Source organism: Streptomyces sp. CB02923, assembly GCF_001905005.1.
Classification (GTDB): domain Bacteria; phylum Actinomycetota; class Actinomycetes; order Streptomycetales; family Streptomycetaceae; genus Streptomyces.
The window spans coordinates 560,960-577,421 of record NZ_LWKZ01000026.1; the positions used below are offsets into that span (position 1 = coordinate 560,960).

Annotated in this window: 13 protein-coding genes; 7 read left to right on the forward strand and 6 right to left on the reverse strand. The window is 71.9% G+C overall.

The features are described from left to right. The first annotated feature begins 22 nt into the window (after nt 1-22). The 4 genes from A6A06_RS33980 (at nt 23) to A6A06_RS33995 (ending at nt 5,873) form a co-directional block, all read left to right on the forward strand. Nucleotides 23-1,432, forward strand: coding sequence for a family 2B encapsulin nanocompartment shell protein (locus A6A06_RS33980; protein ID WP_073766803.1), 1,410 nt, complete (start codon nt 23-25; stop codon nt 1,430-1,432). A gap of 96 nt (nt 1,433-1,528) precedes the next feature. Next, the gene (locus A6A06_RS33985) at nt 1,529-2,947 is read left to right on the forward strand and encodes a family 2B encapsulin nanocompartment shell protein (RefSeq protein WP_073766805.1); all 1,419 of its coding nucleotides are present in this window, start codon (nt 1,529-1,531) and stop codon (nt 2,945-2,947) included. A 769-nt stretch (nt 2,948-3,716) separates the two neighbouring features. Beyond that, nucleotides 3,717-4,259: a hypothetical protein gene (locus A6A06_RS33990; RefSeq protein WP_073766807.1), complete on the forward strand. Its 543-nt coding sequence runs from the start codon at nt 3,717-3,719 to the stop codon at nt 4,257-4,259. Between the two features lie 378 nt (nt 4,260-4,637). Beyond that, nucleotides 4,638-5,873 carry a phosphodiester glycosidase family protein gene (locus A6A06_RS33995; protein ID WP_073766809.1) on the forward strand — a complete coding sequence of 412 codons (1,236 nt, stop codon included), beginning with the start codon at nt 4,638-4,640 and terminating at the stop codon, nt 5,871-5,873. An 18-nt stretch (nt 5,874-5,891) separates the two neighbouring features. On the opposite strand, the gene A6A06_RS34000 is transcribed toward A6A06_RS33995, so the two are convergent. Then, nucleotides 5,892-6,086, reverse strand: coding sequence for a hypothetical protein (locus A6A06_RS34000; RefSeq protein ID WP_073766811.1), 195 nt, complete (start codon nt 6,084-6,086; stop codon nt 5,892-5,894). Between the two features lie 132 nt (nt 6,087-6,218). Here A6A06_RS34000 and A6A06_RS34005 point away from each other — a divergent pair, with 132 nt between their 5' ends. Then, nucleotides 6,219-7,136 carry a YwiC-like family protein gene (locus tag A6A06_RS34005; protein WP_242441089.1) on the forward strand — a complete coding sequence of 306 codons (918 nt, stop codon included), beginning with the start codon at nt 6,219-6,221 and terminating at the stop codon, nt 7,134-7,136. A 15-nt stretch (nt 7,137-7,151) separates the two neighbouring features. On the opposite strand, the gene A6A06_RS34010 is transcribed toward A6A06_RS34005, so the two are convergent. The 4 genes from A6A06_RS34010 to A6A06_RS34025 are packed head-to-tail and all read right to left on the reverse strand — an operon-like array spanning nt 7,152 to nt 10,519. Then, nucleotides 7,152-7,952, reverse strand: a complete 801-nt coding sequence (locus A6A06_RS34010; protein ID WP_073766815.1) for an ABC transporter ATP-binding protein — start codon at nt 7,950-7,952, stop codon at nt 7,152-7,154. Beyond that, nucleotides 7,945-8,754 (reverse strand): ABC transporter permease, encoded by an 810-nt coding sequence (locus tag A6A06_RS34015; protein ID WP_073767206.1) that lies wholly within the window; start codon nt 8,752-8,754, stop codon nt 7,945-7,947. Before A6A06_RS34015 ends, A6A06_RS34010 begins: the two co-directional genes overlap by 8 nt. Next, entirely contained in the window at nt 8,751-9,527 is a 777-nt protein-coding gene (locus A6A06_RS34020; protein WP_073766817.1) for an ABC transporter permease, read from the reverse strand. Before A6A06_RS34020 ends, A6A06_RS34015 begins: the two co-directional genes overlap by 4 nt. A gap of 29 nt (nt 9,528-9,556) precedes the next feature. Next, complete coding sequence (locus tag A6A06_RS34025; RefSeq protein ID WP_073766819.1) at nt 9,557-10,519, reverse strand: ABC transporter substrate-binding protein; 963 nt, start codon at nt 10,517-10,519, stop codon at nt 9,557-9,559. Between the two features lie 229 nt (nt 10,520-10,748). On the opposite strand from A6A06_RS34025, the gene A6A06_RS34030 reads away from it, so the two are divergent. After that, a complete protein-coding gene (locus A6A06_RS34030) occupies nt 10,749-11,960 on the forward strand; it encodes a L,D-transpeptidase (protein ID WP_073766821.1) in 1,212 nt (403 codons plus the stop codon). Between the two features lie 26 nt (nt 11,961-11,986). Then, nucleotides 11,987-15,301: a bifunctional lysylphosphatidylglycerol synthetase/lysine--tRNA ligase LysX gene (lysX, locus tag A6A06_RS34035; protein ID WP_073766823.1), complete on the forward strand. Its 3,315-nt coding sequence runs from the start codon at nt 11,987-11,989 to the stop codon at nt 15,299-15,301. Between the two features lie 67 nt (nt 15,302-15,368). Here lysX and A6A06_RS34040 read toward each other — a convergent pair whose 3' ends face one another. Next, a complete protein-coding gene (locus A6A06_RS34040) occupies nt 15,369-16,418 on the reverse strand; it encodes a 2-hydroxyacid dehydrogenase (RefSeq protein ID WP_073766825.1) in 1,050 nt (349 codons plus the stop codon). Between the last annotated feature and the right edge of the window lie 44 nt (nt 16,419-16,462).

Consider the following 16,462-nt stretch of genomic DNA (forward strand, 5'->3'; position numbering starts at 1 on the left):
TCCCTAGATTGGTGGCGAAGCCGTGACGGTTACCGACGAGACCATTCCCGGCCCCGGGGGCGAAACCCCGAATTCCAGCCTGACCACGACCGCGGCACGCAACCTGGCCACGACCACCAAGACCGTCCCCCAGATGCAGGGCATCACCTCGCGCTGGCTGCTGCGGCTGCTGCCCTGGGTGCAGGTCTCGGGCGGCACGTACCGCGTCAACCGGCGCCTGACCTACACGGTCGGCGACGGCCGCGTCGACTTCGCCGTCTCCGGCACCGAGGTCTCGGTCATCCCCGACGAGCTGCGCGAACTGCCCGCGCTGCGCGACTTCACCGACACCGAGGTGCTCGGCGCGCTCGGCGGGCGGTTCGTCCAGCACGAGTACGCGCCCGGCGACGTGATCGCCGCCGCGGGCGCACCGGCCGACCGCCTGGTGCTGATCGCGCACGGCCGCGTCGACCGCATCGGCACCGGCAAATACGGTGACGAAACGGTCCTGGGGGCGCTGGCCGGGGGCGACCACCTCGGCGACCAGCCGCTCACCGACGCGGCCGCGTCGTGGGAGTACACCTACCGCGCGGTGACGCGGGTCACCGTCATGGCGCTGCCCCGGCAGGCCGCACAGGAGATCACGGACCGCTCTCAGGAGCTGCGCGCACACCTCGCGACGGCCGGCACCGGCACCGCGCAGCCGCGCAACGCCAGCGGCGAGTCGGCCATCGAGGTCGCCTCCGGCCACCACGGCGAACCGCGTGTGCCCGGCACCTTCGTCGACTACGAGCTGACGCCCCGCGAGTACGAACTGAGCGTCGCGCAAACGGTACTGCGGGCCCACACCCGGGTCGGCGACCTGTACAGCGAACCGATGAACCAGGTCGAGGAGCAGTTGCGGCTGACCATCCAGGCGCTGCGCGAGCGCCAGGAGCACGAGATGGTCAACAACCGCGAGTTCGGCCTGCTGCACAACGCCGACCTCACGCAGCGCGTCCGTACCCGCAGCGGCCCTCCCACCCCCGACGACCTGGACGAACTCCTCGCCACGGTGTGGAAGGACCCGGGCTTCCTGCTCGCCCACCCCAAGGCGATCTCCGCCTTCGGCCGCCAGTGCAGCGCCCACGGCCTGTACCCGACGGCGGTCGACTTCATGGGGCACTCGCTGCCCTCCTGGCGCGGTGTGCCCATCTTCCCGTGCAACAAGATTCCGGTTTCGGCGGACGGCACCAGCTCCTTCCTGGTGATGCGCGCCGGCGAGGAGAAGCAGGGCGTCGTCGGCCTGCACCAGACGGGAATTCCCGATGAATACGAACCGGGCCTCTCCGTCCGTTTCATGGGGGTCAACGACCAGGCGGTCGCCAACTACCTCGTGAGCGCCTACTACTCCGCCGCGGTCCTCGTGCCGGACGCGCTGGGAATTCTGGAAGACGTGCAGACCGGCCAATGAACCACCCCTTTTCAGCCATGGCAAACAGTTGAAGAACCGTTTGCCGAGAAATGACGCACGACGCCGAACGACCGACAGGAACAGGTGAAACCCCCCATGACCACATCGGCGGACCCGACGTCCGGACCCGGCGCCACCCCGGACACCGATCAGGCGCGCACGAGCCTGGCGACAGCCGCGGCACGCAATCTGGCCACCACGACCAAGACCGTGCCGCAGATGCAGGGGATCTCCTCCCGCTGGCTGCTGCGCGTGCTGCCCTGGACGCAGGTCTCCGGCGGTACGTACCGCGTCAACCGGCGCCTGACCCACACGCTCGGGGACGGCCGGGTCGAATTCACCAGCACCGGCTCCGACGTCCGGGTCATCCCCGCGGAGCTGCGGGAGCTGCCGCCGCTGCGCGACTTCGACGACCCGGCGGCGCTGGAGGCCCTGGCCGACCGGTTCGTACAGGAAGAGCACGCGCCCGGCGACCTCCTGGCGGAGCAGGGTGCGCCGGCCGACCGGGTCGTCCTCGTCGCGCACGGCAAGCTCAACCGGGTCGGCGCCGGCAAGTACGGAGACGAAACGGTTCTCGGCGTACTCGCGGACGGCGACCATCTGGGCGAGGCGGCGCTGCTGTCGCCGGACGCGACCTGGGAGCACTCCGTACGGGCCGTGACGCGGGTGACCGTGCTGACGCTGCCCCGCGCCGAGTACGAGCAGCTCGCGGACCGCTCCCCCGCCCTGCGCGATCATCTGGAGCGCTACCGCACGGCCCAGGTCCCGCCGCAGAACAAGCACGGCGAGGCGGCCATCGACGTGACCTCGGGCCATATCGGCGAGCCCGCGCTGCCGGGCACCTTCGTCGACTACGAGCTGGCGCCGCGCGAGTACGAGCTGAGCGTCGCGCAGACCGTACTGAAGATCCACAGCCGGGTCGCCGACCTCTACAACGACCCGATGAACCAGCTGGACCAGCAGCTGCGGCTGACCATCGAGGCGCTGCGCGAGCGCCAGGAGTACGAGATGGTCAACAACCGCGAGTTCGGCCTGCTGCACAACGCCGACCTCAAGCAGCGCATCCACACCCGCAGCGGCCCGCCCACCCCCGACGACCTGGACGAGCTGCTCGCGCGGCGCCGCAAGACCCAGTTCCTGCTGGCGCACCCGCGCACCATCGCGGCGATCGGCCGGGAGTGGAACGCCCGCGGCATCTACCCGACCGGCATGGAGATCGGCGGTACGGCCGTCCGGGCCTGGCGCGGCGTCCCGCTGCTGCCCTGCAACAAGATCCCGATCAACCCCGACCAGACCAGCTCGGTCATCGCCATGCGGGTCGGCGAGGAGAACCAGGGCGTGGTGGGGCTGCACCAGACGGGCATCCCCGACGAGTACCAGCCGGGCCTGTCGGTCCGCTTCATGGGCATCAACGAGCAGGCGGTCATCAACTACCTGGTCAGTGCCTACTATTCGGCGGCGGTACTGGTGCCGGACGCGCTGGGCGTCCTGGAGGACGTGGAGATCGGCCACTAGAGCGCGTCTCCGGCCGGCAGTGAATCGCTTCTCCGGCCGGTCGGTCTCCGCCTGCCGCCCGCCGCCCCGGCCATAGCGCCGGGGCGGCGGGCGGCCGCGAGCGAGTGGAGCAGAAGGCGGCCCGCACTCGTTTCGGGTCGGCCCGCACCCCGGGGCAAGGTCAAAAAACCGGGAACCCTCACGTGCGGCGGACCGTTGACCGTGTGTCGGCAGTGGCTGCAGGGCGCCGAGACGTGTTTCCCGCCCTTCGAGGGCGGTGGCTTTACGCCAGGCCGCGCAGTGCCGGGAGCGTACCGAACACGGACACGGCCGGGCCGGAATCGGCAAGCGGTGGCCGCCCGATGGCGCCGGTCCTCGTGCGCGCGGTGACGCAGACGCCGTCGGCGGACCGATGCCTGCTGCCCCACGCGCCGCCCCTGCCGCTTCCCCTCTGCACGACACACCTGGCACTCCTGTCACAGCCGCCGCGACACCCCCTCACCCAACCTGGGAATTCGCCGTCACCGCCGGCGGCAGCCCGCCGAGGTGATTCCCCCGCCGGCCACCCCTCGACCCGTCTCCCCGCCACGCTTTACGGGCTCCGGCGCACCGCACACCACCTCCCGCGACAGCCACGCGGGCGCCCGGCGCACGGCACCCGAATCCGGCCGCTTCGCGCAATTCCGGCCGCCAGCAGGCCTTTTGGGGCGTGGCCAGACCTTTTCGGTCGAAAAAACAGGTTCTCCCGGAACCGCCCCAAAGAGCGGATCACGCCTTACGCTCCCTGGTCATGCGCAGAACAAACAGCAGATTCAGCAGGGCCGGCCTCGCCGCCCTCCTCGCCCTCGTCGTCTCCGTCCTCGGCCTGGGCGGCGCCTCCCCGGCGGCCGCCGCCGACACCCCGGCGCTCACCTTCACCGTGGACAAGACGCAGGCAACCCCCGGCTCCGACGTCACCGTGACCATGACGTTCACCAACTCCGGCACCGCCGACGTGCGGTTCGTGTGGCAGTCGTTCCAGCCCACCTGGGAGACCTCCACCGCGAGCGGCCTGAAGTACACCTGGAAGACGTGTACTGCCGACCCCGGCGTGACCTGCACCCCGGGCGCGGGCGCCACGTACTCCGTACCGATCGCCCCGAACGCCACCCGTAAGGTCACGATGACCTACACCATCGGTGCCGACTCGTCCTGCGGCTACCCCGACGTCGCCTTCTACTCGTACATCTACTACGAGTTCGCCGGCGGCCTGCCCGCCAAGGACGGCACCTTCACCACCCCCGCCACCCGCGTGATCTGCCCGACCACTCCCCCGGCGGGCGCGCAGGCCTGACGCAGGCCGTAGTTCCCGCGCGTTCCGCACGGTCGGACCGCCCAGCTCCACCCGGCACCGCACCGGCGCGGCCCCCCGCACGCGTTCCGTCCCCGTCAGCTTCCCGCTCCTCCGGTCCAGGGCCGTGGCCACGCCCCTGGACCGGAGGGGCGGTTCCTGTTTCTGCGCCGCCGGGGCGCCGTGCCGGGGCGCCGTGCGGGGGTGCGGTGCGCCGCTGGAAGCCGTCGACCGGACGTGGGAGGGCGGTAGGCCGGTGCGGCATCCGGGTGACGGGAGCGACACGACGGCCGTACGGCGGTTGTACGGTTTTCTGACACCTCCGGGCCATAGTGGGCTGCTCGTACCCATGGGACAGTTACCGCGACGTCTGGGGGGATCGTGAAGAATCGATTCGTTCGTGCACGGGCGGTACTGACGGCGCTGACGGCCTGGGGCGTGCTCGCCGGGAGCGGGGCGGCCGCCGGGGCCACCGCGGACGGCGGCACGTTACGGCTGGGACGGGCGGTGCCCGTCGCGCCGGGAGTGGCGTACAGCGCCTTCGACGTCGTGGTGGGGCGGGGCACCGCGCACGGGCACCTTCTGACGGTGGATCTGGCCGACCGGCGTGTCACGGTGGACCTGCTGTACCCCGGCGCGGTCGGCGCGCGGTCCCCGGTCTCCCGGCTGGCCGACGCGCGGGCCGCGGTGGCCGCCGTCAACGCGGACTTCTTCAACATCACCGAGACCCAGCATCCCGGCGTGGAGGCGACCGGCGCCCCGGTCGGCCCGGCCATCGCCTCCGGACGGCACCTGAAGGCGGCCGTGCCCGACGGGCAGCGCTTCGGTCCCGCCCTGCCGCCCGGCACGACCAACAGGGACGTCATCGGTGTCGGCTTCGACCGCCGCGCGCGGCTGGACCGGCTGACCCTGCGCGGCGCCGTACTGACCTCCGACGGCGCGCTCCCCCTGAAGGGCCTGAACCAGTACGCGCTTCCGGTGGACGGCATCGGCGCGTTCACCTCCCTGTGGGGGCCCACCTCGCGCGTCCGGGCGACCTGCGGCACGGACACCGACCGGGCCGCGCCGTGCAGCGCGGAGACGTACGAGGTCACGGTCCGGCACGGCCGGGTCACGAAGGCCGTGCAGGTGCCCGGCGGGGGCGGCATCGCCCGCGGCACGACGACGCTGGTCGGCCGGGAGGAGGGCGCCCGGCAGCTGCGCAAACTGCACGTCGGCGACCGGGTCCGGGTCGGTCACGCCCTGACCGGGCGGCGGCCCGCACCGCTGCGCTTCGCCGTCGGCGGCTTCCCGATCGTCCGCGGCGACGAGCCGCTGACCGGCCTGGACACCGTGACTCCGGCGGTACGGACCTCCGCCGGAGTCGGCGGTGGCGGGCGCCGGCTGCTGCTGCTCGCCCTGGACGGCGCGCCGGGGCGGGCAGGCATGACCGTACGCGAACTGGCGGACCTGATGGACCGGTTGGGCGCCCGGGACGCCGTCAACCTGGACGGCGGCGGCTCCTCCACGCTCGTCACCCGCGAGCCGGGCAGCCCCGGTTCGACCGTACGCAACCACCCTTCGGCGGGCGCGGAAAGACCGGTGCCGAACGCCATCGGCGTCCTCTCGCGGGGGTGAATCCGTTCCGGGGCCCGGTCAGGGCCGGACGCTGCTGACCACGTCGGCGGCGCCGGACAGCCCGTTCTGGATGTCGGGGGCCAGGTTGCTGCCCGCGAGATAGAAGCCGAGCAGTATGCAGACGAGGGCGTGCGAGAATTTCAGCCGTCCGCTGCGCAGGAAAACGACGGTCAGTACGACGAGCAGCACGACGACCGAGATCGAAACAGCCACGGCACAACCTCCTCACCCCGCCGCCCGAACGGACGACAACGGGCGCCAGTTTGGCTTATTCGGACCCTTTCCCCGCGTTTCCGCGGGTGCGCCATACAGGTGATCACTGCGGGTCACCGGACGGCGGTGGGCGTGACCGCCGCATTTCCCTTTCCGCGCCGGGCGGCGAACGCCACCGTCCGCGCCGATCCGTACGGGACGGGGCGCGCCGCCGCGCGGGACCTTGGTCCCGGACCTTCGGCCGCCCGAACCGGCTTGTGTACCGCCTATATTCGTGGAATGAGCACATCGCGGGGGCGGCGCGCACTGCGCCGCTGGATACCGAACCAGCACGGCGCCTGGGCCATGCTCGTCGTGCCGTTCCTGGCGGGTGCGCTGCTGGGCGGGTTCGACGGGTGGCACGCGGTGCTGCTGCCCGCGTGGCTGCTGGCCTATTGCGCGGCGTTCCACGGCCAGCAATACCTGCGTCTGCGCCGCGTTTCCCGTAATCCGCGGGCGCCGCGCCGGCATCTCGCGCCGCTCGCCGGATTCGGCGCGGCTTTCGCGATGTGCGCCGTACCGCTCGCCGCGGCGTATCCGTGGCTTCTGATCGCCGCGTTGTGTGCGGCGCCGTTCTTCGCCGTGAACCTCGTCTACGCGTACCGCAATGATGAGCGCGCCACGGTCAACGGAATCGCGGCGGTGGTGCCCGCCTGCGGAATGCTGCTCGTCTCGGACCGGCTGGGCGGCGGCACCGTCGATTCCGGCGCGTGGCAGGCCGCCGCGGCCTGTCTGCTGTATTTCACCGGGACCGTGCTGTACGTGAAGACGATGATCCGTGAGCGCGGCAGTGAGACCTTCCGGGTGGCGTCGGCGGTGTATCACGGGCTCGCGGTGGTGGCCGCCGTCTCGCTGGATGCGTGGCTGGCGGTGCCTTTCGTCGTGTTCTTCCTGCGGGCCCTGGCTCTGCCAGGCCGCAAGGTGCGGATCGCGGTGGTCGGTGCCGTGGAGGTGCTGTGCTCGTTGCTGCTGCTGGCCTTCATCGTGTGCGGCGGCCTGTTTCCCCGCTGACCCTCCGCGCCCGGACTACTCCGCCTTCCAGGCCGGGGCGCCCTCTCCCGCCACGCTGTCCTTCGCCTGCTTGATCTGGGCGTAGACGTGGGCGCGCAGCTCGGCGAAGCGCGGGGCGGAGCGGGTGGTGATCTGGTCGCGGGCGGCCGGCAGGTCGACGGAGAGGTCCTCCTGGACGACGGTGGGCGCCGAGGACAGCACGATCACCCGCCGTCCCAGGTAGACCGCCTCGTCGATGTCATGGGTGACCAGCAGCGTCGTCACGCCGAGCCGTCGCCACAGGGTGAGCAGCAGGTCCTCCAGCTCGGCCCGGGTCTGCGCGTCCACGGCGGCGAACGGCTCGTCCATCAGGAGCACCTGCGGCTCGTACGCGATGGCGCGGGCGATGGCGACGCGCTGCTGCATACCGCCGGAGAGCTGCCACGGGTGGGCCGCCGCCGCGCCGGCTAGGCCGACGGCGGACAGCGCCTCCTCGACCAGTTCGCGGCGGCGTGGCGCGGGGACCTTCTTCTCGCGCAGCGGGAGTTCGACGTTCTTGCGCACGGTCATCCAGGGGAAGAGGCTGCGCCCGTACTCCTGGAAGACGACGGCCATGCCGGGCGGCGGGCCGGTGACGCGGCGGCCCGCGACCCGTACCTCGCCCGCCGTCGGTGACAGCAGTCCGGCGAGGCACTTGAGGAGGGTCGTCTTGCCGCAGCCGGACGGGCCCACGACACACACCAGGTCGCCGTCGGCCACCCGGAAGTCGATCTTCCGTAGCGCCTCGACGCCGCCGCGCCCCTCGTACACCTTGCCCAGTCCGGTGATCTCAAGCATGCCGCCCCCGTTCCTCGCCGCGCGCCAAGTGCCAGGCCAGTATGCGGCGTTCGGCGGCCCGGAAGGCGAGCGAGAGGCCGAATCCGAGCAGTCCGAGGACGACGATGCCGCTCCACATCTCCGGTATGGCGAAGCCGCGCTGGAAGAGGACGACGGTGTAGCCGATGCCGGAGGTGCTGGCGAACATCTCCCCGATGACCATCAGGATGATGCCGATCGACAGGGCCTGCCGCAGTCCCGCCATGATCTGCGGGCTCGCGGCGGGCAGTACGAGGTACCGCAGCCGGGCGGGCCCGCGCAGCCCGAAGCAGCGGCCGGTGTCGTCCAGCACCTCGTCGACGGCGCGTACGCCCTCGACGGTGTTCAGCAGGACCGGCCACACGCAGCCGGAGACGATCACCAGGACCTTCATCGCGGTGTCCAGGCCCGCGAACAGCATGATCAGGGGGACGAGGACGGGCGGCGGTACGGCGCGGAAGAACTCCAGTACGGGTTCGGCGGCTGCCCGCAGGGTGCGCGAGGAGCCGATGGCGACGCCGAGGCCGACGCCCAGCAGGCCCGCGAGGGCGTAGCCGGTGAGCAGCCGGCCCACGCTGGGCAGCACGTCCTCGGTGATCCGGGCCGAGAACCACACCTCGGTGAAGGCGGTGGCGACGCGGCCGGGCGTCGGCAGATAGAAGGTGGGACTCGCGGAGCTGTAGGCCCACCAGCCGAGGACCAGCAGGACGGGCAGGCCCAGGACGCGCAGCAGGCGCAGGCCCGCCCGCCGCAGCGGCCCGGCGTGCCGGTGCGGCGGGCTCATCGCGCCGCCTCGCCCCGTACGGACGGGTGCCACGCCAGCACCCGGCGCTCCACGGCCCGCACCGCCGCGTTCACGGTGACTCCGACCAGTCCGGCCAGCACGATCAGCGCGTAGACCTCGGTGACCGCGCCGCCGGACTGGGCGAGCTGGATGCGCAGGCCCAGCCCCGGGCTGCCGATGACCAGTTCGGCGGTGACGGCGAGGATGAACGCCACCGCGGCGGCCAGCCGCACTCCGGTCATCACGTACGGCAGGGCCGTCGGCCACACGAGGTGGCGCAGCCGGGCCCAGCGGCCGAGGCGGTAACTGCGGGCGGTCTCCCGGGCGACCGGGTCCATGTCGGCCACGCCGTACAGCACCTGGATGAGCACCTGCCAGAAGGAGGCGTAGACCACGAGGAGGAGGGTGGAGCCGGTCTCGGCGCCGAAGAGGAGGGTGGCCAGGGGGATCAGCGCCACGGACGGGATGGGGCGCAGGAACTCGATGGTGGAGGCGGTGGCGGCGCGCAGTCCCGGTACGGCGTCGATGAGCACGCCGAGGGCGATGGCCAGGCAGCAGGCGATGGCGAGGCCGAGCGCCCAGGAGCGCAGGGTCTCGCCGAGCGCCGTCCACAGGGTCGCGTCGCCCAGTTCGGTGGCGAGGTGGCGCAGGATTTCGGTGGCGGGCGGCAGGTGGCGGGGGTCGACGAGGCCGAGCCGGGGCACCGCCTCGGCGGCGGCGAAGAGGCACGCCAGGCCCAGGAGGCCGAGGGCCGCGGCGCGCGGCGCGCTCATCGGCGCCCCGGCGCGCGCCCCGCGGCGGGTCACGGCAGCAGTGCGCCGACGTCGGCGGGCCGTTTGAGGACGCCGTCCTTGCGGGCGAAGTCGGCGACGGTCTGCACGGACGCGCGGTTGATCTCGGTGGGCCACTTCGGCAGTACGATCCGCCGGATGACCGCGGGCGGGATCTTGGTGTAGGTGCCGAGTTCCTCGCGTACCGCGTCGGGGTGGGTGCGCGCGTAGGTGAGGGCCTGGTTGACGGCGGCCCTGAAGCGCTTGACCAGGTCCGGGTTCTCGCGGAGCAGTTTCTCGCTGGTGAAGTACATGGCGACGGTGAGGTCGTCGGTGGCCTCGGCGAAGGGCCAGCACACCTGCCGGGCGCCCTGGTCCATGGCCTGGGTCTGGAAGGGCTCCACGGTCCAGACGGCGTCCACCCGCCCGGCGGCGAGGGCGGCGGGCATGTCGGGCAGGGGGATCTCGGTGAACTTCAGCTTCTCGGGGTCGCCGCCGGCCCGGCGCACGGCGGCCCGGATCGTGGTGTCGCCGATGTTCTTCAGCTGGTTGACGGCGATGTTGTGGCCGGGCAGGTCCTTGGCCGACGTGATGTCGCTGTCCTTGGGCACGAGGACGGCGCTGTAGTCCTTGCCGGGCCCTGCCTGCCCGGTGGAGGCCACGCCGTTGGCGACGGCCTTCAGGGGCAGCCCCTGTTCGCGGGCCGTCAGGAGGGTGGTGGTGTTGCTGAAGCCGAAGTCGAACTGGCCGCTGACGACGCCGGAGGAGCTGTACGCGCCGCCCTGGACGGGCGTGATCTTGGCCTCGATGCCCTGCTTGGCGAAGAAGCCGTGGGACCGGGCCAGGTGGACCGGCGCGGTGTCGACGATGGAGAGCGCGCCGATCTCGATGCGGTCCGGACCGTCGCCGCCCGTTCCGGAACCGTCGTTTCCGCACGCCGTGAGGGCGAGGAGAAGCGCTGCTGATGCCGCCGCGGCGGACCGTAAGCGATACACGCGGGAACCGTAGGGGCGGGCGGGGTCGTCGTCAACGGTGCATGGGCATCGGACCGGGAGGGAGCCGGGGCAGCACACCGGGAACGCGGAGTACGGAGAACGCCACCGCGCGGGCGCGACGCGCCGGTGGCGCGAAGTGTCGTGGATCACGTCACGCACCGCAACGAAAAGCAGGTGGTTCGCGTCTTAGCGGCCGACATCCCCCGGACCGCTCACGGAAAGCCCCCAGATGACCCCTGCGTCCGCTTCGCACCGCCACCGGCCGCCGCGCGGCGCGCGGGCCGCGCTGGCACTGGCGCCGCTGCTCGGCGTCGGCGTGCTGACCGCCTGCGGAGGTCCCGCGGCGTCCGCGTCCAAAGGCCCTCCGGTGCGGGTGTCGCTGAGCGCGGCGAGCGGTGTGAAGACCGTGCAGGCAGGGGACACATTGCAGGTCAGCGCGTCCGGCGGCCGTCTGACCAAGGTCGTCGTGACGGACCCGAAGGGGCGCCGGCTGCCGGGCGGGCTGGGCGACGGCGGCCGGGTGTGGACCTCGCACGAGAAGACCGCGCCGGACACCAAGTACTCGGTCGTGGCCGAGACCAAGAATGCGCAGGGCAGCACGGACACGGTCAAGGAGTCGCTGACCACCGCCCAGGCCGACAAGCTGAACAAGCTCGCGCTGAGCCCCGGCTCGCAGGGCGCCACCGTCGGCGTGGCCCAGCCCGTGTCGGTCACCTTCGACTTCCCGGTGACCGACAAGGCCGCCGTGGAGAAGCATCTGAAGGTCACCACCGACAACCGCACGACCGGCTCGTGGGGCTGGGTGAAGGACTTCTCCGGCAAGGACCGGGTGGACTGGCGCCCGAAGGAGTACTGGAAGCCGGGCACCAGGGTCGGGCTGCGCGCCGACCTGAGCGGCGTGGACTCCGGCGGCGGCCGCTACTTCGCCAAGGACTACGACCTGAACTTCACCATCGGCGACCGCCACGTGATCGAGGTCGACCTGGACAGCAGGCATCTGACGTTCACCGAGAACGGGAAGGAGGTGAAGGACATCCCCATTTCCGCCGGCCGGCCGGACGCGCGGCACTCCACGTGGACGGGCATCTTCCCGCTCATGGCGAAGGAAGGCACGATCACCGTGGACTCCGGGACCGTGGGCCCGGACGACGCGTACCACGAGACGGTCCGCGACTCCATGAAGCTCACCAGCTCCGGCACGTACGCGCACGCGGCGCCGTGGAACGCGGGCAAGGTGGGCCGTGTCAACGACAGCTCCGGCTGCATCGGGCTGACCGACGCCGACGCCGACTGGCTTTACTCCAAGGTCCGCGTCGGTGACCCGTTCGAGGTCATTGGTTCCTCCGTACGGGGGAAGGCGGCCGAGAACAACGGACTCGGGGACTGGATGGTCGACTGGCCCCAGTGGCAGAAGAAGAGTGCCCTCCCATCGAGCAGCTGACCCCTTACAGAGCCTAGTGTGACGGAATGAGCACCGTGCAGGACCAGGACCAAATAACGGCGTGGGCGCGTTTTCGCCGCCGCGTGCCCAACGGCTTTGCCATCTCCCTCAGCCTTCTGGGGCTGTTCTGCGCCGTCACGGCGCTGATCGGGCCGCTGCGACGCGCCCTGAAACCGGTCATCTACTGGCTGGACACCCTGACCATCGCGGTCGAACCGAACTTCGCGTACGCGGCCTTCCTCTTCCTGCTGGCCGCGGCCATGACCGCACGCAAACGGGTCGCGCTCTGGGTCGCCGTCGTCTACATGGTGCTGGTGACGCTGACCGACGCGATCCTCGTGGCGGACGGCTACCAGGAGTACATCTTCTCCCTGGTGCTGTGCGGGGCCGCGCTGGTCCTGCTGCTGGTCTCGCACCGCGAGTTCTACGCGATCACCCGCCGCGGCGCGTTCTGGCGCGCCGCCGGTGTGCTGGCCGCCGGTCTGGTGGCGGCGGTCCTCGTCGGCTGGGGCCTGGTGTCCCTCTTCCCGGGCAGCCTGGAGCACGGCGGCGGCAACCGCCTGCTGTGGGTCGCCGACCGGGTCTGCGGCGGTCTGGTCAGCGGCCGCCAGTTCGACGGCCATCCGCCGCACTGGCTGATCAGCCTGCTCGGCCTGTTCGGCGCGGTGGCGCTGCTGAACGCGGCCCTGACGCTCTTCAGGTCGCAGCGCATGGAGGCCGCGCTGCACGGCGACGAGGAGACCCGTATCCGGGCGCTGCTGGCCCGCTACGGCGGCCGGGACTCGCTCGGCTACTTCGCCACCCGCCGCGACAAGGCCGTGGTCTTCTCCCCCACCGGCAAGGCCGCCGTCACCTACCGCGTGGAGGCCGGCGTCTGCCTGGCCAGCGGTGACCCGGTCGGCGACCGCGAGGCGTGGGGCCCGGCCATCGAGGAGTGGCTGAAGGTCGCCGGGCGCTACGGCTGGCAGCCCGCCGTCATGGGCGCCAGCGAGGACGGCGCCAAGGCGTTCGCGCGCAGCGGCCTGAGCGCGCTCCAGCTCGGCGACGAGGCGATCCTGTACGTCAAGGACTTCGACCTGGACGGCCGCGAGATGCGGGTGACCCGCCAGGCCGTCAACCGGGTGGAGCGCACCGGCGCCACCTTCCGGGTCCGCCGGCACTCGGAGCTGTCGGACGAGGAGATGCAGGAGGTCATCCACCGGGCCGACGCCTGGCGCGACACCGAGACCGAGCGCGGCTTCTCGATGGCGCTGGACCGGCTCGGCGACCCCGAGGACGGGGACTGCCTGCTGGCCGAGGCGTTCGACGGCAACGGCAACATGATCGCCCTGCTGTCGTTCGTGCCGTGGGGCAAGGACGGCATCTCGCTGGACGTGATGCGCCGCGACCGCAGCGCGCCGAACGGCGTGATGGAGTACATGGTCGCCCAGCTGTGCGCGCACGCCGGGCAGATCGGTGTGCGCCGCATCTCGCTGAACTTCGCGGTCTTCCGCTCCGCCTTCGAGGAGGGCGCCCGCATCGGCGCGGGCCCGGTGCTGAAGGTGTGGCGCAAGCTGCTGCTGTTCTTCTCCAAGTGGTGGCAGCTGGAGGCGCTGTACCGCTCCAACGCGAAGTACGCCCCCGAGTGGTACCCGCGTTTCCTGTGCTACGCCGACACCGGCGCCCTGGCCCGTATCGGCATGGCCTCCGGCATCGCCGAGGGCTTCGTGGCCGTACCGAGCCTGGGCAAGCTGTGGGGCAAGGGCCGCAAGAAGCGGGTACTCGCCCCCGCCAGCACCGCCGACCTGCCCTCGCTGGACGAGCTGGGTCTCGTGGAGAAGCCCGCGAGCGAGGAGGAGCTGCGCGAGCGGGAGCTGGCGGCGCTGCCGGAGCAGGTCCGCATCCGGCACCGCAAGCTGGAGCGGCTGCGCGCGGAGGGCACCGACCCGTACCCGGTCGGTGTGCAGCGCACCCACACGCTCGGCAACGTCCGCGACGAGCACCCGGACCTGGAGTCCGGTACGCGCACCGGCAAGGTCGTACGGATCGCCGGCCGGGTGCTGCTCACCCGCGACCACGGCGGTGTGCTCTTCGCGGTGCTGCGCGACTGGTCGGGTGACCTCCAGGTCGCGCTGACCCGCGAGGGCACGGGCGCCGAGGAGCTGGCGCGCTTCGCCGGCGACATCGACCTGGGCGACCACATCGAGGCGGAGGGCGAGGTCGGCGCGAGTGACCGCGGCGAGCTGACGGTCTTCGTCACGCACTGGCGGCTGACGGCCAAGTGTCTGCGTCCGCTGCCCGACAAGCGGCGCGGTCTGACCGACCCGGAGGCCAAGGTCCGCCAGCGCTACGTGGACCTGGTCGTCTCGCCGGACTCGCGGGACAACCTGCGGGCCCGCAGCACCGCGGTGCAGGCGCTGCGCCAGGGTCTGATCGAGCGCGGCTACCTGGAGGTCGAGACGCCGATGCTCCAGCAGATCCACGGCGGGGCCAACGCGCGCCCGTTCCAGACCCACATCAACGCCTACGACCTCGACCTGTATCTGCGTATCGCACCCGAGCTGTACCTCAAGCGGCTGTGCGTGGGCGGTATGGAGAAGGTCTTCGAGATGGGACGCACGTTCCGCAACGAGGGCATCTCCTACAAGCACAATCCCGAGTTCACGATGCTGGAGGCGTACCAGGCGTTCGCCGACTACGACGTGATGCTCGACCTGACCCGGGAGCTGATCCAGGGCGCGGCCGTCTCGGCGTTCGGCAGCGCCACCGCGCGCAAGGCGGACGCCGACGGCAAGCTCGTCGAGCACGACATCTCGGGCATCTGGCCGGTCAAGACGGTGTACGGCGCGATCTCCGAGGCCCTGGGCGAAGAGGTCGACGCGGACACGGACCCGGACGTGCTGCGCCGCCTGTGCAACGCCGCGCAGGTGCCGGTGAAGCCGGAGATGGGCCGCGGGGACGTCGTCCTGGAGATGTACGAGCGGCTGGTCGAGGAGAAGACCACGCTGCCCACCTTCTACAAGGATTTCCCCACCGACGTCTCGCCGCTGACCCGTCAGCACCGCAAGGACCCGCGGCTCGCCGAGCGCTGGGACCTGGTGGCGTTCGGTACGGAGCTGGGCACCGCCTACTCGGAGCTGACCGACCCGGTCGAGCAGCGGCGGCGGCTGACCGCCCAGTCGCTGCTGGCGGCGGGCGGCGACCCGGAGGCCATGGAGCTGGACGAGGACTTCCTGCAGGCCCTCGAATACGCGATGCCGCCGACCGGTGGTCTGGGGATCGGCGTGGACCGGCTCGTCATGTTCCTCACGGGTCTGTCGATCCGCGAGACGCTGCCGTTCCCGCTGGTGCGACGCCGGTAGGCCGCACGCGCCGACACAGCCGGAAGGGCCGTCCCCTGGTGGGGGCGGCCCTTCCGGCGTATCCGGGTCAGCCGCCCAGCACCTCCGGGTTGGCGCAGTGCGCGAGCGGCTCGCCGCGCAGGAAGCGGGCGGCCTCGGCGGCGACGATACGGGCCGCCTTGTGCGCGACCTGGCGGCTGCCGCCCGCGATGTGCGGGGTCAGCACGACGCCGGGCGCGGACAGCAGGCGCGAGCCGGCCGGGACCGGCTCCGCGGGGAAGACGTCGAAACCGGCGCCGCGCAGCTGCCCGGACTCCAGCGCGTCGCAGACCGCGTCGTAGTCCACGAGCGCGCCGCGCGCGCAGTTGACCAGCACGGACCCGCGCGGCATGGCGGCGAGCTGCGCGCGGCCGATCATGCCGCGGGTCTCCTCGGTGAGGCGGGCGTGCAGGGAGACGATGCGCGAACGGTTCAGCAGTTCGTCCAGCCCGACCTGTTCGGCGACACCGGCGAGCGCCGCGGGGGCGGCGTACGGGTCGTGGACGAGGACGTGCGCGCCCATGGCGGCCAGCACCTTGGCGACCCGGCTGCCGATCGCCCCGTAACCGACCAGGCCGACCGTGGTGCCCTCGATCTCGATGCCGCACTTGTCGTAGTCGTAGTAGTCGCCGCGCCATACGCCCCGGCGCAGGTCGGTGTGGGTGTCGCCGACGCCGCGGGCGGCTGCCAGGAGCAGGGTCAGGGTGTGCTCGGCGGTGGCGGTGGCGTTGCGGCCGGGGGCGTAGCAGACGGCGACGCCGTGCCGGGTGGCGGCTGCCAGGTTGGCGTTGACCGGGCCGCCGCGGCCGACGCAGAACAGTTCCAGGTCGGGGCAGTGGGCGAGGATGCGCTCGGTGAGGGCGGCGTGTTCGGTGACGCAGATCCGGACGCCCTGGAGCGCCTCGATGAGCTGGTCCTCCGTACCGGACGCCTCGTCGACCTCGGCGACCTTGCCGAGCGGGGTGTGCGGCCAGGGCAGTTGCAGTTCCCTGATCTGCGCGGCGGGCACCGCGCCGCCGGTCGCCTCGCGGACCGCGTCGGTGAGCAGGCCGGGGAGGATGAAGTGGTTGCCGGCGGCGAGGACGGTGGGGCTGCTCATGGGGGTCGTTCTCCCTGGATCAGGCGTTGGCGTGCGTACGGGGA